This window comes from Streptomyces sp. NPDC088812, assembly GCF_044750285.1.
Lineage (GTDB): Bacteria > Actinomycetota > Actinomycetes > Streptomycetales > Streptomycetaceae > Streptomyces.
Genome location: NZ_JBIVJP010000026.1, coordinates 158,727 through 179,557, shown reverse-complemented (window position 1 = coordinate 179,557; position 20,831 = coordinate 158,727). Strand labels below are relative to the sequence as shown.

At 73.6% G+C, this 20,831-nt stretch carries 17 protein-coding genes and 1 pseudogene; 13 read left to right on the top strand and 5 right to left on the bottom strand.

What is annotated here, in order from left to right; genetic code table 11:
- Nucleotides 1-83 precede the first annotated feature (83 nt).
- Nucleotides 84-215 (top strand): annotated as a pseudogene (locus ACIP67_RS36380) (endo-1,4-beta-xylanase); the annotation flags it as partial.
- 28 nt (nucleotides 216-243) lie between these two features.
- Here ACIP67_RS36380 and ACIP67_RS36375 read toward each other — a convergent pair.
- The 3 genes from ACIP67_RS36375 to ACIP67_RS36365 form a co-directional block, all read right to left on the bottom strand.
- Entirely contained in the window at nucleotides 244-1,284 is a 1,041-nt protein-coding gene (locus tag ACIP67_RS36375) for a LacI family DNA-binding transcriptional regulator (RefSeq protein WP_401697651.1), read from the bottom strand.
- 301 nt (nucleotides 1,285-1,585) lie between these two features.
- Nucleotides 1,586-1,792, bottom strand: a complete 207-nt coding sequence (locus ACIP67_RS36370) for a DUF5999 family protein (protein ID WP_401697650.1) — start codon at nucleotides 1,790-1,792, stop codon at nucleotides 1,586-1,588.
- A gap of 351 nt (nucleotides 1,793-2,143) precedes the next feature.
- The gene (locus tag ACIP67_RS36365) at nucleotides 2,144-2,758 is read right to left on the bottom strand and encodes a hypothetical protein (protein ID WP_401697649.1); all 615 of its coding nucleotides are present in this window, start codon (nucleotides 2,756-2,758) and stop codon (nucleotides 2,144-2,146) included.
- 560 nt (nucleotides 2,759-3,318) lie between these two features.
- On the opposite strand from ACIP67_RS36365, the gene ACIP67_RS36360 reads away from it, so the two are divergent.
- Both ACIP67_RS36360 and ACIP67_RS36355 read left to right on the top strand, forming a co-directional pair.
- Complete coding sequence (locus tag ACIP67_RS36360) at nucleotides 3,319-4,836, top strand: glutamate-cysteine ligase family protein (RefSeq protein ID WP_401697648.1); 1,518 nt, start codon at nucleotides 3,319-3,321, stop codon at nucleotides 4,834-4,836.
- A gap of 451 nt (nucleotides 4,837-5,287) precedes the next feature.
- On the top strand, nucleotides 5,288-6,088 hold the full coding sequence (locus ACIP67_RS36355; RefSeq protein ID WP_401697647.1) for a CPBP family intramembrane glutamic endopeptidase: 801 nt from the start codon (nucleotides 5,288-5,290) through the stop codon (nucleotides 6,086-6,088).
- A 35-nt stretch (nucleotides 6,089-6,123) separates the two neighbouring features.
- Here ACIP67_RS36355 and ACIP67_RS36350 read toward each other — a convergent pair whose 3' ends face one another.
- Complete coding sequence (locus tag ACIP67_RS36350) at nucleotides 6,124-6,933, bottom strand: PhzF family phenazine biosynthesis protein (RefSeq protein WP_401697646.1); 810 nt, start codon at nucleotides 6,931-6,933, stop codon at nucleotides 6,124-6,126.
- Nucleotides 6,934-7,207: 274 nt separating this feature from the next.
- Between ACIP67_RS36350 and ACIP67_RS36345 the strand changes: the two genes are divergently transcribed.
- The 5 genes from ACIP67_RS36345 to ACIP67_RS36325 all read left to right on the top strand — a co-directional run bounded on the left by ACIP67_RS36345 (nucleotide 7,208) and on the right by ACIP67_RS36325 (nucleotide 14,428).
- Nucleotides 7,208-8,158, top strand: coding sequence for an NAD-dependent epimerase/dehydratase family protein (locus ACIP67_RS36345; protein ID WP_401697644.1), 951 nt, complete (start codon nucleotides 7,208-7,210; stop codon nucleotides 8,156-8,158).
- A gap of 690 nt (nucleotides 8,159-8,848) precedes the next feature.
- Nucleotides 8,849-11,539 carry a LuxR C-terminal-related transcriptional regulator gene (locus tag ACIP67_RS36340; RefSeq protein ID WP_401697642.1) on the top strand — a complete coding sequence of 897 codons (2,691 nt, stop codon included), beginning with the start codon at nucleotides 8,849-8,851 and terminating at the stop codon, nucleotides 11,537-11,539.
- Nucleotides 11,540-11,747: 208 nt separating this feature from the next.
- Nucleotides 11,748-13,388 carry an MFS transporter gene (locus ACIP67_RS36335; protein WP_401697640.1) on the top strand — a complete coding sequence of 547 codons (1,641 nt, stop codon included), beginning with the start codon at nucleotides 11,748-11,750 and terminating at the stop codon, nucleotides 13,386-13,388.
- A complete protein-coding gene (locus ACIP67_RS36330; RefSeq protein ID WP_401697638.1) occupies nucleotides 13,385-13,909 on the top strand; it encodes a hypothetical protein in 525 nt (174 codons plus the stop codon). Before ACIP67_RS36335 ends, ACIP67_RS36330 begins: the two co-directional genes overlap by 4 nt.
- Nucleotides 13,910-14,230: 321 nt before the next feature.
- Nucleotides 14,231-14,428, top strand: coding sequence for a hypothetical protein (locus ACIP67_RS36325; protein ID WP_401697637.1), 198 nt, complete (start codon nucleotides 14,231-14,233; stop codon nucleotides 14,426-14,428).
- A gap of 70 nt (nucleotides 14,429-14,498) precedes the next feature.
- Here ACIP67_RS36325 and ACIP67_RS36320 read toward each other — a convergent pair whose 3' ends face one another.
- Entirely contained in the window at nucleotides 14,499-15,917 is a 1,419-nt protein-coding gene (locus tag ACIP67_RS36320; RefSeq protein ID WP_401697635.1) for a DUF2252 domain-containing protein, read from the bottom strand.
- Between the two features lie 317 nt (nucleotides 15,918-16,234).
- Here ACIP67_RS36320 and ACIP67_RS36315 point away from each other — a divergent pair, with 317 nt between their 5' ends.
- From ACIP67_RS36315 to ACIP67_RS36295, 5 genes are all read left to right on the top strand, one after another.
- Nucleotides 16,235-17,029 carry an HdeD family acid-resistance protein gene (locus ACIP67_RS36315; RefSeq protein WP_401697634.1) on the top strand — a complete coding sequence of 265 codons (795 nt, stop codon included), beginning with the start codon at nucleotides 16,235-16,237 and terminating at the stop codon, nucleotides 17,027-17,029.
- A 79-nt stretch (nucleotides 17,030-17,108) separates the two neighbouring features.
- Nucleotides 17,109-18,449, top strand: coding sequence for a hypothetical protein (locus ACIP67_RS36310; RefSeq protein ID WP_401697632.1), 1,341 nt, complete (start codon nucleotides 17,109-17,111; stop codon nucleotides 18,447-18,449).
- Nucleotides 18,450-18,770: 321 nt separating this feature from the next.
- Complete coding sequence (locus ACIP67_RS36305) at nucleotides 18,771-19,241, top strand: SHOCT domain-containing protein (protein ID WP_401697630.1); 471 nt, start codon at nucleotides 18,771-18,773, stop codon at nucleotides 19,239-19,241.
- A gap of 32 nt (nucleotides 19,242-19,273) precedes the next feature.
- On the top strand, nucleotides 19,274-19,711 hold the full coding sequence (locus ACIP67_RS36300; RefSeq protein ID WP_401697629.1) for a hypothetical protein: 438 nt from the start codon (nucleotides 19,274-19,276) through the stop codon (nucleotides 19,709-19,711).
- A 65-nt stretch (nucleotides 19,712-19,776) separates the two neighbouring features.
- Nucleotides 19,777-20,610, top strand: coding sequence for a class II glutamine amidotransferase (locus ACIP67_RS36295; RefSeq protein ID WP_401697628.1), 834 nt, complete (start codon nucleotides 19,777-19,779; stop codon nucleotides 20,608-20,610).
- Nucleotides 20,611-20,831 lie beyond the last annotated feature (221 nt).

The following is a 20,831-nucleotide window of genomic DNA, read 5'->3' as shown; positions in this document are numbered from 1 at the left end:
AAGCGGACGTCCGGGATCACCAGGTGGAGATATTCAGGCGCGTACGGCATGCCCTGATGCTAGTACTGCATCGTGTCTTACGGCAGTTGTGGGACTACACCGACAGGTACTCGTGGATCCCGGCGTTCTTCCCGGGGGAGGGCGCCGCCCTGCCGTGGGACGAGAACCTCGTGCCGAAGCCGGCGTACCACGCGATCCGGGAGGCACTGAGCTGACTGCTGCACCTTCGAGGTGCAGCGGGCGTCAGCGTGCGGGAGTCGGTGGTGCGGTGCTCGACCGCACCACCAGCTCGGTGCCCAGTTCCACACGCGGCGGGTCGGCACGCTCGCCGCGGGCCAGGTTGAGGACCGTACGGACGGCGAGCTTGCCCATGTCGGCGAGGGGCTGGCGGACGGTCGTCAACGGCGGCGCCGACCAGCGGACTTCCGGGAGGTCGTCGAAACCGACCACGCTCATGTCCTCCGGTACGCGCAGCCCGCGCCGGCGCAGCGCCTCGATCGCGCCGAGCGCCATCTGGTCGCTGGCCGCGAACAGGGCGGTCGGCGGCTCGGGCAGGTCGAGCAGCGCGGTGCAGCCGGCGAAGCCCGACTCGGGGCGGAAGTCGCCGGGTACGACCAGGGTTTCGTCCACGGCGAGGCCGGCCGCTTCCAGGGCCGCCCGGTAGCCGTCGAAGCGGGCGCGGGAGCACAGCAGGCGCGGCGGGCCGGCGATCAGGCCGATCCTGCGGTGGCCGAGGGAGAGCAGGTGCTCCGTGGCGGCCAGTCCGCCCGCCCAGTTGGCGGCGCCGACGGCCGGGGTGTCGAGGGCGGGGGAGCCCGTCGGGTCGACCACCACGAGCGGCACCCCGAGGATGCGCAACTGCTCGTGCAGCGTGGGCTCCAGGGCCGAGGTGACGAGGATGACGCCGTCGGAGGCGCGGGCCCGCAGATTGCGCATCCACTCCCGGGCCGCACCGGAGCGCCCGTGGATCGCCGATACGACCGTGCCCACGCCGGCCGCGTGGGCGACCTCCTCGACGCCTCGGATGATCTCCACCGCCCAAGGGCTGTCGAGGTCGTTGAAGACCAGGTCGAGGAGGGCGGCGCGGGTACGGACGGCGGAGGGGCGTTTGCGGTAGCCGTGCCGGCGCAGCAGGTCCTCGACCCGGGCCCGGGTCCCGGGCGAGACGTCGGAACGGCCGTTGACCACGCGGGACACCGTCGGCACGGAGACGCCGGCCTGCCGGGCGATCTCCGTGATGGTGATCCTGCCGCGGGCCGCGGGTGCCGTCTCGTCCGCTGCCACTTGCCCCACCTCCGTCGCGTTCGGGACGCTCCCGTCGAAACTTCCAGGAGTCTTCCGGAAGGTCGGCGGCCGTGGGAAGACGTTCAAGGGAGACGTTCCGGGGCCGGGGGACCGGATGCGGCTCGGTGGCCGCGGGACGGGGCGGGGAGCGGCGGCCGTGGGGGTGTGACGTACGGGAGGGCGACCGGGAGGTCACGGGGAGCGAGCGGTCTCGGACACGCGTCGGGGCCGGTGCGCGGCGGAGGCTGCATCCGGCCCCTTCGATCGGCGGACGGCGTCGGCCGGCCGTCCGCGGTGGTGCTCAGGCCGCCGTGACGACCGTGCCGGTGTCCAGCGGGCGGTGCGGGGCGATGATCTGCCCGTCCGGCAGGAGTTCACCGGTGTCCTCGAAGAGCAGGACGCCGTTGCACAGCAGGCTCCAGCCCTGTTCGGGGTGGTGCGCCACGAGGCGGGCGGACTCCCGGTCGGCGGATTCGGCTGTCGGACACGGCGGCTGGTGCTGGCACATGGATGGGATCTTCCGCTCTGGTGTGGTGCGTGGACGATGTGTGGTGTCTGTCCCGCGGCGTGAAACGTCGTTCATGGCCGCCCCCCGTTGTGATAAGTCGGTCGGAACCCAGTGTTGCCCCACGGGCGTCGTTCCGCAGGGATTTCGCGGCACCGCTTCTCACAGGTTGAAGACGCGTCACCCTCGTGGGCGGTTCAGCTCAACTGCCCGGTCACTTCGGGTGGTTCCCGCTGGTCGGATAGGGCTAGTCCCGAGGGTCGACGGGGGTGCGCGACAGCGCCGTACCCCGCCACCGGGGCCGCGGTGGCGGGGTACGGAGGAGGGGGCCCGGGCCGGCGCCGGGCGGGCGGGTCAGGCCGGGGAGCCGAGGAGGGGTTCCTGGCCGGGTGCGACCCGGGGCTGCTGGCCCGGTGCGACCCGCAGGGTCAGCACCGGCAGCAGTTCGGCGACCCGGTGCGGGCGGTGGGCGGCGATGCCGGGGGGTGCCGGGGCCAGCGGCACCAGCAGGTCGGTCGCGGCGGGGTGCCCGGTGGTGCCGTCGGAGGCGCAGTCGCCGTGCAGCCACAGCGTGAGCATGTACAGGCCGGGCACGGACAGCAGCCGCGCCTGGTACGGCTGGGTGGACGACTCCGCCTGGCGCAGCGCGCGCTCGGTGGAGGCGATGTAGGGGCCCTCGAAGAAGTGGGAGAAGGCCCAGCCGTCCGGGGTGAGCCGGGTCTCGGCCGCGGCGACGGCTCGGTCGCCGGAGCGGATCAGGAAGCGCCAGCCGGCCAGCCGGGTCGCGGTCACGCCCTCGGCGGTGATCCGGTCCAGGACGTGCACGGGGAGCGGGAGTTCCGGTGTGACGGGCCCCTGGGCGGTGCGCAGGGACGGGGTCCGGTCCTCGCGGACCGCGGTGGGGGAAGCGAGTGCCGTGAGGACGGAGCGCAGGGCGGGCGCGGGAGCCGGGGGGACATGCAGCGGCATGGTGGGTCGCCTCTCATTCGGCAGGCACGGTGGCGCGAGGGCGTGGGGCGGACGACGCTGTCAGCTCGAGGAAGGTCGGAGAGACAGGGGCCGGGTCTGGGAGTCCGGGGTGCGCGGACGGCCCGCCGTCCGTCACGTCGACGACGACAGGCTGCTTCGACCGTGGGCGCCCACCTTCTCCGCCTTGTTCGCGGAGTTTATACGACAGGTGTTCAGACTGTGTTTCGTCTAGTCGCTCCCGGGGCACTCGGCAAGAGTCCATTCGGTCGGCGATACGTGTGAATCATCCCGATTCAGAGGGGGCCGCGCCCCGATGACCTCGGGATATGCGCGCGCAACGGTCGGCCTATTCTCGTCGGCATTTTTCACGAGATGACATTCGTGAAACGCCGCCCGCCGCCTTGCCCGGTGAATGTGCCGGTGGACTTCTTCGGTCAGCGTAGCGGGTGGCATCGCCGGCGGGGGACGTTATCGATCGACAGGGCTGGGCATCATCCCACCTGACCCCGGGACAGCCGGCGGCCGGACGTCGGCCGCCCCGTGCGAGGAGGGACGCTTCGATGGGGGAGAAGGTCGTGGCAGGCGGGTTCGACCTGGCCGATCGTCAGCGCTACCGCGACAAGCTGCGGCAGTGCCTGACGGGGCTGGAGCGGCTCCTGTCCCAGCAGCGCTTCGACCGCCCGAAGAACCTCATGGGTCTCGAGATCGAACTGAATCTCGCGGGTGCCGACGGTCTGCCGAAAATGCTGAACGGACAAGTACTGGAGCGGATCGCCAGCCGCGATTTCCAAACAGAACTCGCCATGTTCAACCTGGAAGTCAACATAGCTCCACACCGATTGGGCGGGCGGGTATTCGACCGGCTCGCGGAGGAACTCCGCACCTCATTGGCATATGCCGACCGAAAGGCTGGCGAGGTCGACGCGGGAATCGTGATGATCGGTATTCTGCCGACTCTCGACCGTGACGACCTGGTCTCCTCCAACCTCTCCGAGGTCGATCGCTACACCCTTCTCAACGATCAGATCGTGGCCGCCCGCGGTGAGGAGTTCACCCTGGAGATCGACGGCGTCGAGCGCCTGTCGTGCACCTCCAAGTCGATCGTCCCCGAGGCCGCCTGCACCTCGGTGCAACTCCACCTCCAGGTCACCCCGGACCGCTTCGCCGACGTGTGGAACGCCGCGCAGGCCGTCGCCGCCCCGCAGGTCGCCCTCGGCGCCAACTCGCCCTTCCTCTTCGGGCGCGAGCTGTGGCGCGAGTCCAGGCCCCCGGTGTTCCAGCAGGCCACCGACACCCGGCCGCCGGAGCTCCAGGCGCAGGGCGTGCGGCCGCGGACCTGGTTCGGCGAGCGGTGGATCAGCTCGGCCTACGAGCTCTTCGAGGAGAACCTGCGCTACTTCCCCGCCCTGCTGCCCATCTGCGACGAGGAGGACCCGCTGGACGTCCTGGCGGCGGGCGGCGTCCCCCAGCTCGCCGAGCTCGTCCTGCACAACGGCACCATCTACCGCTGGAACCGCCCCGTCTACGGCATCGCCGACGGCGTCCCCCACCTGCGCGTGGAGAACCGGGTCCTGCCGGCCGGGCCCACCGTCACCGACGTCGTCGCCAACGCGGCCTTCTACTACGGCGTCGTCCGCGCCCTCGCCGAGGACTCCCGGCCGGTGTGGACGCGGTTGCCGTTCGAGGCCGCCGCCGCCAATTTCGACGCCGCCTGCCGCGACGGCATCGACGCCCGTCTGCAGTGGCCGCGGCGCGGCCGGCTGGGCGGCACGACCGAGGTCGACGCGGTGAGCCTCGTGCGCGACGAACTGCTGCCGCTGGCCGAGGCCGGACTGGACGCCTGGGGGGTGGAGCCCGCCGACCGCGATCTCTACCTGGGCGTCATCGAGGAACGGTGCCGACGGCGCACCAACGGCGCGAGCTGGCAGGTGGCCACCTACCACCGCGCCCTGGAAGCGGGCCTGTCCCGCGACGCGGCCCTCGCGGCGACCACCCGCCGCTACGCCCAGCTGATGCGGCAGGGAGAGCCGGCGCACACCTGGCCGGTGGGGCTGCCGGAGCCGGTGCTCACCCGGTGAGGCCGCCTGTGGCGGGGGCTGGGGGCCCGTGGCGGGCTGGGGGTCTGTGACGGAAGTGTGCCCGTGGCGGGCTGGGGGTCTGTGACGGGAAGGGGTCCTGTGACGGGAAGGGGTCCTGTGGCGGGAGGGGAGCCTTCGTAGGGGGCGTCCGTGCGGGGCCTCTCGCCGGGCGGGCTTCTGCACGGGGCCCCGTACGCGGCCTCGGTACGGGGGGCCGCTGACGCCCGCCCCGGAAACATCGGGCAAGCTGTGACGTCCCATGACGGTGGTGTCCTCCCTGTCGGTCCGTGTGCGCGTGCCGGTGTCCGGTCGCACGGCGGACGACGGCGAGACGCGCCCCGTACGGCGTCCGTCCCCCCGACGGCCTGTCGCGCACGTGCTCGCACCTGCTTCCGAGACCCTGGCGACGCGCGGACGGGGTGATGGCGGGTTCATCCAACTGGAGGCGCGTGTGCAGGCGGACGAGGGGCCGGCGGTCGGTTCTTTCCCGCAGGAGCGGTTCTCGCGACGGATCTTCCGTGACGAGACGCTGCTCGTTCTGGGGCTTTCGCTCGGTGCGAGCGGTGTGTCCGCCCTGATCAGTTTTGTCGGATCGGTCACGAAACCGGGAGGGCTGAAGGACCAGGCCGCGACCCTCAACGCCTCGGCCGCGCCGGGCCGTCCCTGGCTCGATCTGGCCTGGCAGCTCTTCGGGATCGCCACCGCCCTCGTCCCGGTCGCCCTCGTCGCGCACTTCCTGATGCGGGAGGGGCGCAGCCTGCGCACCCTGGGCTTCGACCGCACCCGCCCCTGGCCCGACCTCGGCCGCGGCGCCGGGGTCGCGGCGGTCATCGGCAGTGCGGGCATCGCCTTCTACCTGGCCGCGCGCGGCCTCGGCTTCAACCTCACGGTGGTGCCGGAAGCGTTGCCCGACGTGTGGTGGAAGTACCCGGTGCTGATCCTTTCCGCGCTGCAGAACGCGATCCTCGAAGAGGTCATCGTCGTCGGCTATCTGCTGCGCCGGCTGGGCCAGTTGGGCTGGACACCGGTCGGCGCGCTGGCGGCCAGTTCCGTACTGCGCGGTTCGTACCACCTGTACCAGGGCATCGGCGGCTTCGTCGGCAACCTGGTGATGGGCGTGGTGTTCGTCCACCTCTACCGGCGCTGGGGGAGGGTGGGCCCCCTGGTGGTGGCCCACTCCCTGCTCGACATCGGGGCGTTCGTGGGATACGCGCTGCTGGCGGGGAAGGTGGGGTGGCTGCCGACGGCTTGAGCCACCAGCCACCCGGGTCGCCGTCCGGACGTCGTCTAGACGAGGAGGTCGCCCTCGATGACGGTGACCGCGCGGCCGTTGAGCAGGGTGCGTCCGCCGCGCACCTCGGTGCGCACCCGGCCCGACCGGGGGGAGGCCTGGAGACCGGTGAGGCCGGGGCGGCCCAGGCGCTCGGACCAGAAGGGGGCCAGAGCGGTGTGGGCGCTGCCGGTGACCGGGTCCTCGTCGATGCCGACGTTGGGGAAGAAGCAGCGGGAGACGTAGTCGTAGCCGCAGGCGGGGTTCTCGGCGCGGGCCGTGGCGATGATGCCGCGCGTGGAGTGGGCGGTGAGCGCCTTGTGGTCCGGCCGCAGGGCGTGGACGGTCTTCTCGTCGGCGAGTTCGAGCAGGAGGTCGCCAACGTTCGGCCCGGTGTCGAACGCGGCGAGCGGCTCGGCGCCCAGGGCCTCGGCGGCGCCCCGCGGGACGTCCACGCGGGTGAGCGGGGCGGTCGGGAAGTCCAGGGTGACGGAGCCGTCCTCGGCGGGCGTCGCGACGAGCACACCGCTTCGGGTGGCGAACCGCACCGGCCCGTCGTGGGCGCCGGTGGTGTGCAGGACGTGGGCGGTGGCGAGGGTGGCGTGACCGCACATCGCGACCTCCGTGACGGGCGTGAACCAGCGCAGCGCCCAGTCCGCCTCACCCCCCGCCGGGAGGGGGTGCGCGAACGCCGTCTCGGCGTGGTTGACCTCCAGGGCCACGTTCTGGAGCCAGTCGTCGCCCGGGAAGGCGTCGAGCAGCAGGACCCCGGCCGGGTTGCCGGCGAAGGGACGGTCGGTGAAGGCATCGACGATTCGAATCCGCATGTCGGTGACGGTAAGGGGTGGGGGGAGCGGGGGGCCAAGGCCCATTCGAAGGGTATGGCCCCCATCGGCGGTGGCGGCCGGGACCGGTGGTGGCAAGGCGCGCCGCTCGGGGCGGGGTGTGTGTCCCGTCGCGCGGTCAGGGGGGCGGGGAACCTGCCTGGCCCGCCGGGACGTTGAGGGGGCGAGGGACCCGAGGGTCCGGGAGCGGCCGGACGACGAGCGGAAGGAAGCGGCACTGAACGACACGACTGCTGGAGACGACGACGGCACCGTCGTGCTGACCGGCGCGACCGGCTTCATCGGTTCGCACGCGTTGCGCGCACTGTGGGCCCGGGGGAGAAGGATCCGCGCACTGGTGCGTCGCGTCCCGGACACCGGCGCCGGGGCTGGGGTCGGGCCCGGGGCCGCCGTCGAGTGGGTGCGCGGGGACCTGACCGACGCGGACGCACTGCGCGGCCTGTGCGAGGGTGCCCGGGCGGTCGTCCATCTCGCCTCGTACATCGGCGGGGACGAGAAGCTGTGCGAGGCGGTCAACGTCGACGGCACCCGTGCGCTGATGGCGGAAGCCAGGCGCGCCGGCGTTCCCCGCGTGGTGCACCTGTCGACCGCGGCGGTCTACGGCGCCGGCCCGCACCGGGGCATCGCGGTGGACGAGATCACGGCCGAACCGGCCTCCGCCGTGAGCAGGACCCGACTGGCGGGAGAGGCGTACGCGCGGGAGGCGGACGCCGTCGTCCTGCGCCCCGGGATCGTGGTCGGCGCCGGGGACCGCTGGGTCGTGCCCGGGCTCTCGGAACTGGTCGAGCGGGTCCCCGCGGAGTGGGACGCCGGCCGCGCCCTGCTGTCCGTGGTCGACGTCGGCGACCTGGTCCGCCTGATCACCGCCGTGGCCACCGGCCCCCGCCCGGTGCCGCCCGGCGTGTACCACGTCGGCCACCCCGACCCCGTACGCGTCGGCGACCTGCTGGCGCGGCTGTCGGCGCTCGGAGTGCTCCCGCCCCGCCCCGCCGAGGACTGGCCGTGGCCCACCTGTCTGGAGCGCCTGCGGGCGACCCCCGGCCGCGCCTCGGAACGCCAGTTCGCGCTGGTCGCCCGCGACCACTGGTACCTCTCCGAGGACCTGTGGAAGCTGACGGACGAGCCGCCGGGGCCCGGCCCGCTGAGCCGTCTCGCGGACGCGGCGGCGTGGTATCGCACCCACCTGCGCGCCGCCGGCGCCGGATGAGGGCGGCCCGCGGGCGCCCCGCCGTGCCCGTACGCCCACCTCGGTAGAGGCGGTTGCTCCCGCCTCGAGGTGCCCCGGCCGTGGCCGCCCGGCGGGCCGGCCTGGGTGACATGTGGCCGTTCCGCCCGCCGGACCGCCCTCGCCGTCCATGAGGTCGCACCCCGCGGGCCCGGCTCGGGCTCGTGTTCGTGATCGGGGGCGTCCGCCGGAGTTCTCGGTGCTCGAGCCCTGGGGACCGACGCGGCGCCCGGGGCAGGCTGCGCGTGGTGGCCCGGGGAGCGGTGCGTGGTGGTGGGAGGCCCGGGGGCGCCGTGCGTGGTGCCCAAAGGCTCGGGGGGCTGTGGGGTGTCGGGGGAGGGGGGCGGTGGCGTGGCGTCTGCGCGGTGAGTTCCGGCGCCGGGTGTGGGGGCCGGAGGTCCGGGGGCGCTGCTTGTGGTGGCCCGGAGGCCCGGGGGCGCTGTGTGTGGGGGCCTGGGGGTGTCGGGTGGAGCGGGGCGGCGGTGGCGTGGCGTCCGCGCAGTGGGCTCCGGCGGGGGTGCGGTGGTCCGGCGCTTTTCGGCATGCCGTCGGCGTCGTGCGGGTGCGGGCCGTGGGCGGTGGCCCGGCGCCTCGCGGCGCGCACCCGGCGGATCACTGCGATGCTGAGAGGGAGCGGTACCCCTGACCTGACGACCAGTGGTGGTGAACGCCATGGCTGGGTTCGAGGAGAACGGCCCCTCTCCCGAGGCGCCGCAGGCCGACCCGCACGGAGACCCGTTCCTGCGGACGCGGTTCGCCGTACCGGCGCCTCCCGTGACGTTCCTCCCGCGCGAGCGCCTGGTCACCCACCTCGACCAGGCTCTCCGGACGCCGCTCACCATGGTCAACGGTTCGGCGGGCGCGGGGAAGACCCTCCTGGTCGCCGACTGGGCCGCGCGCCGGAACCCCCGGCCCCTCGCCTGGCTCACCACCGACACCGAGGGCCAGGGACCCGGCATGTTCTGGGCGTACCTGCTCCGCGCCCTGGAGGTCGCCGGCGTCCCCCTCTCCGCCGGAGTCGGCCGCCCCGCCGACGCCGGCCGTGCCGCCCCCGGACTGCTCTCCCGGCTGGCCGTCGAGCTGAGCGCGGGCGAGCGGCCCGTGACGGTGGTGGTCGACGAGTACGACCGGGTGACCGACCCGGAGATCGCCGAGCAGCTCGCGTTCGTCCTGCACCACGCCGGGCCCGGCATGCGGCTGATCCTCGTCACCCGCACCGAACCCCTGCTGCCGCTGCACCGCTACCGGGCCGCCGGCGAGCTGACCGAGATCAGGGACGCGGAGCTGGCCTTCACGCCCGAGGAGGCGGCCCGGCTCCTGGACCTGCACGGGCTGAGCCTGCCGGTGGACGCGGTGCGCGGGCTCGTCGACCGCACCCGGGGCTGGGCCGCCGGACTGCGGCTGTGCGCCCTCGCGGCGGGCGAGAGCCCGGACCCGCAGGCGTACCTGAAGGAGTTCGAGGCCGACCGGACCGCGGTCGCCGACTTCCTGCTGGCGGAGGTGCTCGACCGGCAGCCGCCCGCCACCCGGGACCTGCTGCTGCGGGTCTCCGTCCTGGAACGCTTCTGCGCCGGGCTGGCGGACGCGCTGACGGAGCGCACCGACGCCGGGCCGGTCCTGGCCCGGCTGGAGCGCGAGAACGCGTTCGTCGAGCACCTCGGCCACGCCTGGTACCGCCTGCACCCGCTGTTCGCGGAGATCCTCCGGGCCCATCTGCGGATGCGTTCACCCAGCCTGGAACCCGAACTCCACGGACGGGCCGCGCGATGGCTGCGCTCGTCCGGCTCCCTCACGGAGGCACTCGGGCACGGCGCCGACGCCGGTGACTGGGAGTTCACCGCCGGTGCCCTGGTCGGCGACCTCGCCATCGGCCAGCTCTTCACGGGCCTGCGCTCCGACGACCTGGCCGCGCTGTTCTCCCGGATGGCCCCCGAGGCGGGGAGCCCGGCCGCCGACCTCGTCCGCGCGGCCCGCGAGCTGTCCGCGAACGACCTCGGCCACGGCCTGGCCCATCTGCGTCACGCCGAGCAGGGCCTGGTGGAGGGCCGCGCGGCGGAGGACGCGCCCGAGCTGGTAGCGGCGGCCCGGCTGAGCTGTGCCCTGCTGCAAGCCCTCGCCGCCCGGCTGACCGGCTCGCCGGCCCGCGCGGAGACGGCGTCGGCGGCGGCGGACCGGCTGCGGGAGCAGGTCCCCGCCCACCTCCTGGAGCGGCATCCGGAGCTCCTCGCCCTGCTGCTGACCCATCTGGGATCGGCATGGCTGTGGGCCGGGCGCTTCGAGGAGGCGCGGGCCGCCCTGTCCACCGTGGCCGACTGCCCCGGCGGGGACTCCACCGCGCTCCCGCGCGAGGACTCCCTGAGCCGCCTGGCCCTGATCGACTACCTCGACGGCTGGACCGGCCGGGCGGAGCGCGGGGCCCGGGCCGCGCTGGCCGAGACGGAGCGGTTCGGCCTGCCCCAGCCGTCCGCCCCGGGCGTCGAACGGCTGGTCCTGGCCGCCGTCGCCGTGGACCGCAACGAGCTGGGCCGGGCGGCCCAGGCCCTCCTCGACGCCGAGGCCGACGCGGGACCGGACCTGGCCGACCCCGTGACGGCGGCGGGCCGTGCCGTCGCCACCGCGCGTCTGCACCTGGCCCGCGGCGACGTCCGGGCCGCGCTCGAGGCGGTGGAGTCATCCGTCCGGGCCGACGTGCCCTCCCCCTGGGCGCGGGGGCACACGGCGCTCGTCGTCGCGGCCGCGCACCTGGCCGAGGGCCGGCCGCGGGCGGCCGCCGGACTGCTGGAAGAGGTCTCCCACGAACAGGCGGTGTGCGCCGTGGAGGCCGCGCGGGCCCAGCTCGCCGCCGGCCGGCCCGCGGCAGCGCTGGACCTGCTCGACCGGATCCGGCCCGAGGAGCGTCCGGGACCCGCGGTGACCGTCCGGGCCACCTTGGTGCGGGCACAGGCCGCGGACGCGGCGGGCGACGCCGCCGCGGCGCGCGGCCTCGTCGCCCGGGCCCTGCGGGAGGCCCACCACGAACTGCTGCGCCGTCCGTTCCTCGAAGCCGGGCCGTGGCTCCGGCCCGTCCTCGCCGCGCCGCCGCTGCGCACGCTCGCCGCGGGCTGGCTCACCCCCGGCCCCGCCCCGCACGACGGCGCGCCGACACGGTCCGAGGAGCGGCCGCCGGTCGTCGAGGAGCTGAGCGGACGGGAGTGCGACGTGCTGCGGCGGCTGGCCGAGATGATGTCGACGGAGGAGATCGCCGCCGACCTGTACGTGTCCGTGAACACGGTGAAGACCCACCTCAAGAGCGCCTACCGGAAGCTGGCGGTGAACCGCCGCAACGAGGCGGTGCGCCGTGCCCGCGAGCTGGGTCTGCTGTGAGGGGAGCCGGGTCCGCCGTAAGGGGACGAGGCCCTGACGCGCGCGCTCGGCCCGTCGGCGGGCGGGCGCAGCGGGCGCGGGTCGCCCGTGGCGTGTGAGGCGCGTACCAGGGGCCTTCCCGTGCGATGGTGGTGGTGGCGGGTCGTCGGACGGCCGCTGTCCGGCCGGCACCGCCGGTGTCGCGGACCGATGCGGCGAGGTGGACACCGTGACCCAGTGGAGGGCGCTCGTCGTCCTGGGCACCGCCCAGTTCCTGATGGTCCTCGACACGTCCGTCATGAACGTCTCCATCAGCCAGCTGGTCGAGGACTTCGACACCGAGGTGACCGCCATCCAGGCCGTCATCACCCTCTACGCCCTGGTCATGGCAGCGTTCATGATCATCGGAGGGCGGTTCGGAGACATCCTCGGACGCCGGCGCCTCTTCCTCCTCGGTCTCGTCGTCTACGCGACGGGCTCGGCGCTGACCGCCGCCGCTCCGACCCTGTGGGTCCTCGCGCTGGGCTGGTCGGTCATCGAGGGGCTCGGTGCCGCGATGGTGCTGCCGGCCATGGCGGCCCTGGTCGCCGAGTCCTACCGGGGACGGGACAGGGCCGTCGCCTACGGCGTCATCGGCGGTCTGGCCGGTGCCGGGATCGCCGTCGGACCGCTGCTGGGCGGCTGGGTCACGACGTATCTCACCTGGCGGCTGGTCTTCGCCGGGGAGGTCGTGGTCGTGCTGGCCGTCCTGTGCTTCCGCCGGGTGATCACGGAGGTTCCCCGGAGGGGACCCCGTCCGCGGCTCGACGGTGTCGGTGCCGCGCTCTCCGCGGCCGGTCTCACGCTCGGCGTGCTCGGTGTGCTGCAGAGCAGCACCTGGGGGTGGGTGCAGCCCCGCAATCCGCCCTTCACCGTCCTGGGCTTCGCGCCCACCCTGTTCGTCGTCGGCGCGGGCGTGGCCGTCCTGGCCGTCTTCGCACGCTGGGAGCGGCACCGCGACGCCCGGGACGCCGACCCGCTCGTGCACCTGTCCCTGCTGCACCGGCCCGCCCTGCGCTCGGGGCTGATGGCGCTGCTGTGCCAGAACCTCATCCTGCTCGGACTGTTCTTCACCATTCCCCTGTACCTCCAGGTGGTGCAGGGGTTCGACGCCTTCGAGACGGGTCTGCGGCTGCTGCCGGTGTCCGTCACCATGCTCGTGACCTCCCTCGGCGCGGCCCGGCTCGGACGGCTCGCCGGACCGCGCCGGGTGGTCCGGCTCGCCCTGGTGACCCTCGCCGCCGCCATCGTGTGGCTGCTGGCCACGCTCGACCCGGCCATCGACGACGCGCAGTTCGCCGGAGCGATGGCCGTGCTCGGCGTCGGCATGGGGCTGCTCGCCTCGCAGTTGGGCAACGTCGTCCAGTCAAGCGCGGGCGAGGAGGAACGCAGTGAGGTCGGCGGGCTGCAGTTCACGGCCCAGAACCTCGGCTCCGCGCTGGGCACCGCGCTCATGGGGTCGATCCTCGTCGGTGCCCTGGCCCACGCCTTCACGTCTCAGGTGGAGGACGATCCGCGGCTGTCGCAGGAAGCCCGCCGCCAGACAGGAGTCGCCCTGGAGGCGGGGATCACCTTCGTCCCCACCGAGCAGGTCCGCTCGGCCGCCGAAAGCGCCGGGCTCCCGCCGTCCGACGTCGACGCCCTCGTGGACTCCTACGCCGAGGCGCAGCTCGACGGCCTGAAGGCGGCGGTGCTCGCCGCCGGAGGTGTCACCCTCGCCGGTTTCCTCGTCACCTCGCACCTGCCGTCCTCACGGGCCGAGCGCTCCGGACGGGCCGGCACCCGGCCGGAGGGCGGGCGACCGGCGGACCGGGACCGGAGGAAGCGGTGAGGTCCGCGCCCCGGCGCGGGGAGAGCGCCCGAGCCCGCCGTGCCGAGCGGCGTGCCCACGCCGACTACACCGGCGGCGTCTACGGGTCGATGCTCGCCGCCTCCGTGGTCGTCGGCGCGGGGACGCTCGGCTCGTACCCGCGCCTCGAACTGGTGCTGCTCCTGCTGCTCACCGGGGTGGCGTTCTGGATCGCGCACGTGCACGCGCACCTCTTCGGGGCCCGGCTGGCGCGGGGGAGCCCGGCCCGCCCGGACGTGCTGGAGGCGTGCCGTGAGGAGTGGCCGATCGTCAAGGCCGCCGTCCCGCCGGCCGTCGGCGTGGCCGTCAGTCCCCTGCTGGGCCTGGACCTCCAGGGTGCCCTCTGGCTGGCGCTCGCCGTCGCCGTGGCCGGGCAGGTGGGGTGGTCGGTGGCCGCGGCGCGACGGGCCGGGGCCTCGTGGCGTCTGATGGCCGTCACCGCGTCGGTCAACCTGGTGCTCGGTCTGCTGATCATCGCGTTCAAGATCTTCCTGAAGCACTGAGCAACGGTCCTTCCGATGCGCTGGGCGCCGGACCTGTCGAAGCGCTGGGCAATGGTCCTTCCGATGCGCTGGGCGCCGGACCTGTCGAAGCGCTGGGCAATGGTCCTTCCGATGCGCTGGGCACCGGACCTGCCGAAGCACTGAGCAACGGACCTCCGGAAGCACCGCGGAACGGGCGGGCCGCGCACCGCTCCGGGCCGCGTATCACCTCCCCGGGGTGAGGCCCCGGCGGCCGCCGGGGCGGACCATCGCAGGGCAGGGCGACGAACGCAGGGAGAAGGGCGGCCCGCCCACCCCGGGCCGCCCGGGGGAGAGCAGTTGATGCGCTACGAGATCCGCGTCGACGGATTGATGTCGGAGACGCTGACCAGGGCCTTCCCGGAGCTGGACCACGTGATGATGTCCGGTCAGACGGTCCTGTTCGGGCACGTCGTCGACGAGGCGCACCTCTACGGACTGCTGGCCCGCCTCCGGTCCCTGGGGCTGCGGGTGCTGGAGATGCGGCAGTTGCCGGAGTGACGCGAGGGGCGAGAGGTACGGCGGGCCGCGGGTGACGGGCGGTGCCCGACTCGGTGCCCGACTCAGGCGCTCAGGTGCTCGGCTCAGTGGTGTTCTCCGCCCGGACCCTGCCCGAGCGGGCGGCGGCGCCCAGCGCCTCGAAGTCCCGGTCGTTCTGGTCGGCGTAGGCCTGGGCGAATCCGGTGAGCGCGCGGTCGAAGCGGTCGCCGCCGCCGAGATAGGCGGCGATGGCGACCGGGTCGCCGGACCGGGCGTGGGCCCGCGCCAGACAGGCCCCGCACTGTCGCGCGAACAGGCTCAGCAGCGCCGGGTCCATGGTGTCCGGCCGGGCGATGCCCTTCCAGTCCCACAACTGGCGTACGTAGAAGTCCCGTTCGCGCCCGTCGAGACCCACGGCGTGCGTCCAGCCCAGGAAGATGTCGCTGGTCGTCTGGATCAGCCGCTGGCCCGCCACGACACGACGGCCCTGGTTGTCGTAGCGGTCGCCGCCGGTGTGCGCGGCGAGGACCGACTCCTGCGCCTCCTTGGCCTGGAGCAGCAGGGGGTCGTCGTCGTCCCGGCCCAGCAGGAGCAGGATCCAGCAGCGCGTGCCGACGCTGCCGACGCCCACCACCTTGCGGGCGACGTCCGCCGGGCGGTAGTGGCGCAGCAGATGGCGGCGCTCGGACGACAGGCTCCGCGCGTACCCGTCGAAGACGGCCCGGAGGTCCTTCTCCTCCTCGTCGGGGCCGGTCACCAGGTCCCGGAGCGGAACGATCAGCGGCGGGTCCGGCGTGATGCGCCGTCCCTCGGCCGTGCCCCGGGTGAGCTTCTCGAAGGCCTGGAGATGGGTGCGGGTCCGGGCGCGCGCCGTGGCCCGTGCCGTCCTGCGCCGGGCCTTCCGGTCCATCGAGGAGGCCAGCAGTTCCCGTATCCGGTCGGCGTCGTCCTGGGCGTACCAGATGTCCAGGGTGCGCATGCCGGCGAACTCCCGCATGCGCTGCCGGTAGGCCCGCACGCCCGCGCGGACCACGTCGTCCTGTTCCCCGGCCGAGAAGCCGTTGGCCCGGCCGGCGATCACCAGGCTGGCCGCCAGCCGTTTGACGTCCCACTCGAAGGGACCGGCCAGGGTCTCGTCGAAGTCGTTGATGTCGAAGACGAGATGGCGTTCGGGGGAGGCCAGCAGGCGGAAGTTGAGCAGATGGGCGTCACCGCACAGTTGTACGGTCAGGCCGGTGCTCGGCGCGGGCCCGAGGTCCACGGCCATGATCGTGGCCGCGCCCCGGTAGAAGCGGAACGGGGACTCGAGCATGCGGCCGTAGCGGACCGGCACCATCTCCGGCAGGCGGGTGGCGGACTGGCGCTCCAGGACGTCCACCGGGTCGGGTCGTCCCGCCGCCGCCTCGAACCAGCCGTGGCAGGAACGCGGCGCCCGCGCGCGGGCCTTCCGGCCGTACGCCGCTCGCTCGGCCGGTGACAGGGAGGGCGTGAAGGCAATCGGTACGACCATGGCTCCCACTCCCACTTCCTGGACGGGCGTCCTCGGCATTCCCCGGAGCGCGCCTGTGACAGCCGCCGGCCTCCCCGCGGGGTTCCCCTCGGCCGATCCGGGTCCCGTCGCCCAGGCCGCGGGGTCTCCTCGTGGTCGCGCCGCGTACCGGAGTACGGCTCCGCGCACCCACCTCACCGTCTCCGCGCCGCGCATGGATCACCCGCGGCGGGTGACCCGGCGGCCCCGGGCCGGCGGCACGCTGGCCCGGTGAGGTCACCACACACCGCCCCGTCGGCGGTCCGGGAGCGGCCCGCCCGATCACGCGAGGAGGAGCCATGACCATGTCGCGTGGTCCGGTACCGCCCACCGGACCGGAACACCCCACCGGCGGGGCGGCCCCCGGGCGCGAGCGCGCCCGGAGGGGCGACCCGGCCGACCCCTTCGCATCCGACGTCACCCCCACCGCCCCGGCCGATGTACTGGCCGCACTCGGGCGCTCGTGGACGTGGATCCTCGGTGCGGCCTTCGCCACGCTCGTCCCGGGTGTGCTCGTCCTGGTCTGGCCCGACGCGACCCTGCACGTGCTCGCGGTCCTCGTCGGCCTGTACCTGCTGGTGGCCGGACTCTTCCGGTTCGTCGACTCCTTCGCCCGCGCCGAGCCCGGCGAACGGCTGCCCGGCCTCCTCCTGGCCGTGCTGTACGTGCTCGCCGGCGTGCTGTGTCTGCGCAACCCGTTGCAGACCGTCACCGCGCTCTCCCTGATCGTGGGGGCCGTCTGGCTGGTCTCGGGCATCCTCACCCTCCACACGGCCATCGCGGCCAAGGACATGCCCCACCGGGGCGTCGTCCTCGGCGTCGCGGCGCTCGGCATCGTCGCGGGGATCGTGGTGCTCGCCCTGCCCACGGAGTCGGCCCGGGCGCTGACCCGGCTGCTCGGACTGTGGCTCGTCCTGCTGGGGCTGGCCGAGGTGGCCGTCGCCCTCGCCTGGCGGGCCGCGCTGCGCCGAGCCGGATGGGGCGGTTCGGGAGGTCCGGGTGGTTCGGGAGGTCCTGGTGGTTCGGGCGGTCTGGAGGGTTCGGGTGGTCCGGGTGGTCCGGCCGGTCCGGGCGCTCCGGATCGGACCGGCTGAGGTCAAGGCGTGGCAGTGGCAGTGGCAGTGGCAGCCAAGGCGTGGCAGTGGCAGTCGCACACACCATCGAGGAGGAATCATGGTCTCGGGCCCCACCTCAGGACCGTCCCACCCCGATAACGGCTCCGGCGGCGGCCACCCCCTGACCGCCCGGGAACGCGACGAGTACGAACGGCTGCGCCGGGCGGAGGGAGCCCACCACCGGCGCCTGCGCACGGCGGGCGCCGCGGTCCTGCTGGTGGTGACCCTGCTGCTCGCCCCCGCGGCCGTGGTGGCGGCCTGGCTTCAGGACACCGTCACCGACACCGACCGCTATGTGCAGACCGTCGCACCGTTGGCGTCGGACCCGGCCGTCCAGGAGGCCGTGACCGACAAGCTGACCGACCGCGTGGTCGCCAACGTGGACGTCGAGGCGGTGACGGACGCCCTGACGAAGGTGCTGGCGGACGCCGGTGCGCCGCCCCGGGTGGTGGCGGGCGCCGATGCCCTCGCCGGCCCGCTGCGCTCGGCGGTCAGGAGCGTCGTCCACCGCACCATCGAGCGGGTGGTCAGCAGCGATCTCTTCGAACAGGTCTGGGAGCGCGCCAACCGGCAGGCCCAGACCGCCGTGGTGGACATGCTCACCGGCGATCAGCAGGGGGTGCTGCGCGCCTCCGGGGACGCCGTTCAGCTCAACCTCGGCGCCGTGGTGGACGACGTACGCCAGCGCCTCGTCGACCAGGGCTTCGAGAAGGCGGCCGCCATCCCGACCCCCGACCGCACGATCACGCTCTTCCGCACCGAGGAACTCGGCAAGGCGCAGGACGCGCTGCGTCTGCTGGACGTGGTCGGTGTCTGGCTGCCCGTGCTGACCGTCGCGCTCGCCGCCCTCGCCGTGGGGACCGCTCCGGGACACCGGGTGATGCTGCTGATCACCGCGCTGGGCGTCGGGGCGATGATGGTGCTGCTGCTCGTCGCGCTGGCCGTGGTGCGGCGGGTCTACCTGAACGACGTTCCCCCGTCCATCCTGCCGCCCGACGCCGCGGCGGCGATCTTCGACACCTTCGTCCGCTTCCTGCGCGACAGCACGCGCACCCTCCTGGTCGTCTCCCTGATCGTCGCCCTGTCCGCCTACCTGTTCGGTCCCGGACGCGCGGCCCGCTGGGTGCGCGGCTCGGCCGGGCGCTGGACGACGTCCGGCGGGCGGGCGCTGGGCCGCGCGGGCCTGCGCACCGGAGGGGCGGGACGGTGGCTGGACACCCATCGCAAGGCGGTCACCGGCGTCACGATCGGTGCGGGCGCGCTGGCGCTCGTGCTGTGGAACCACCCCACGATCGCGGTGGTGGTGCTGGTCCTGGTCCTGGTGGTCGTGGTGCTGACCGTCGCGGCGGTCCTCGCCGCCGCGGCCCCCGGCCGGGACGCGGCGGCCCCGGAGCCGTGAGCCGCGGCGTTCGGCCGGGCCGCGGCGCACCGCGAACCGCGGCCCCCCGGCCCCCGGCCGCTACGAGGCGGCCCGCGCATCGCGAACCGCGAACCGTGAGCCGCCGCGCTCGGCCGCGACGTGGCGGCCCGCCCACCGTGAGCGGCGCGGGGCCCGGTGACGGGCGTGGTCTCCGGTGCCGTACCGGAGACCACACGATGCTCACCCGCCCCGGGTGAGGCGTCCCACCGGGTCCCGCGCGCACGCTGAGGACGGCACGGCACGGCATGGCACGACCGGCCCGGGTCCGGGACGGAACGTGGCACGGAATGGAGGAGAAAGATGAGTGCGGACGTGTACCTCGCGTACGACTTTCCGCTGTTGAGCGCCTTCTGGACCATGTTCTGGTTCTTCCTGTGGGTCATGTGGTTCGTCCTGCTGTTCCGGATCGTCGTGGACATCTTCCGGGACGACGACCTCAGCGGCTGGGCGAAGGCCGGCTGGCTGGTGTTCGTCATCGTCCTGCCGTTCCTCGGCGTGTTCGTCTACGTGATCGCCCGCGGCAGGAACATGGGCGGTCGCGAGGTCGCGCAGGCACGGGCCCGCCAGGAGGCCTTCGACAGCTACGTCAGGGAGACGGCCAGAGGCGGCGCGGACCGGCCCAGCAGTGTCGACGAGCTCGCCAGGCTGTCCGAGATCCGGGCCCGCGGCGACATCACGGACGAGGAGTTCCGCCGGGCCAAGCAACTGGTCCTGAGCGGCCACGGCCCCGCGGAAGGCCCGGGTCCGGTGCACTCCGCCCCCGGCCGCTGAAGTACCGAACGACACCGAATCGAGGAACCGGGATGACAGGGACACACACCCCGCAGACAGAATCGGCCAAGTACGCGTGGGCGGAAGGCCTCACCGTCTTCGCCGCCGTCACTCTCATGCTCGCCGGGGTTCTCGGGATCTTCCGGGGCATCATGGGAATCGCCCAGGACGACGTCTTCGTGACGACGCGCAACTACGTGTTCCAGTTCGACCTGACCGGCTGGGGCTGGACCCACCTGATCCTGGGCGCGCTCGCGGTGATCGTCAGCCTGGGACTGTTCCAGGGGGCCACGTGGGCACGCGTCGCGGGCGTCGCCATCGCCGGGCTGATCATCATCGCCAACTTCCTCTCGCTGCCGTACTACCCGATCTGGTCCGTCGTGATGATCGCCTTCTCCGGGTTCGTCATCTGGGCCCTGTGCGTGGCGCGCGGCGACCGCTCGGGCGGCGGGTGGGAACGCCGGGCGTAGCCGGACCGCAGCGGTACAGCAGACATCGGCCGTCGGCGGGCCGGCGGCCGGGAAGGCGGTGGCTCATGTGCCGTTGGCTCGCCTACTCGGGCACCCCCGTCCTGCTCGACGCCATTCTCTACCGGCCGCAGCACTCGCTCATCGACCAGAGCCTGCACGCCCGGATGGGGGTGGAGACGACGAACGGCGACGGGTTCGGCGTCGGCTGGTACGGGCCGCACGTGGAGACCCCCGCGGTGGTCCGGGACATCGGCCCCGCGTGGAGCAACCACAACCTGCGGGAGATCGCCGGTCACGTCCGCTCACCCCTGTTCTTCGCCCACATCCGGGCCTCGACCGGATCGGCGGTGCAGCAGACCAACTGCCATCCGTTCCGCCACGGCCGCTGGATGTGGATGCACAACGGTGCCATCGCCGAGTTCCACCGGATGCGCCGCGACCTCGCCCTCGCGGTCGATCCGCGTCTCTTCCTCGACATCGAGGGCTCGACCGACTCGGAGATGATGTTCTACCTGGCGCTCACGTTCGGACTGGAGGGGGACCCGCCGGGTGCCGTGGCGCGGATGGCGGCCCTGGTCGAGCGGGTCGGTCACGAGCACGGCGTGGAGTTCCCCCTCCAGATGACGCTCGCCGTCACCGACGGGCATCGGCTGTGGGGGTTCCGCTACTCCAGCGAGCGTGCCTCCCGCTCGCTCTTCTACAACACGCGGGTGGACACCCTGCGCGCCCTCCACCCCGACGTCGGTTTCCTGCAGGAACTGTCCGACGAGACCCGGCTCATCGTGTCGGAGCCGCTGGGGAACCTGCCCGGCGCCTGGATCGCGGTGCCCGAGAGCACCTACGGCGTGGTGCAGCCGGAGGGGGACGAACTGCGTCCGTTCGTACCGGAGGCGGCGTAGAGGAGTGCCCTGGCTCCATAGAAGAGTGCCGTGGCTCCGTGACGGTACCGGGGACGTGACTCTGTGACCTTCGGTACCGGGGACGTGACGCTGTGACCGTCAGTACCGGGAACGGACAGGGCCGGGTGGGCGCCCGCGGCGCCCCCCCCCCCCCGGCGCAGTAGTGTATTACCGGGGCCCGGGCCTGGACCTGCTGGTGGGGGGGGCGGTAGAACACAAGG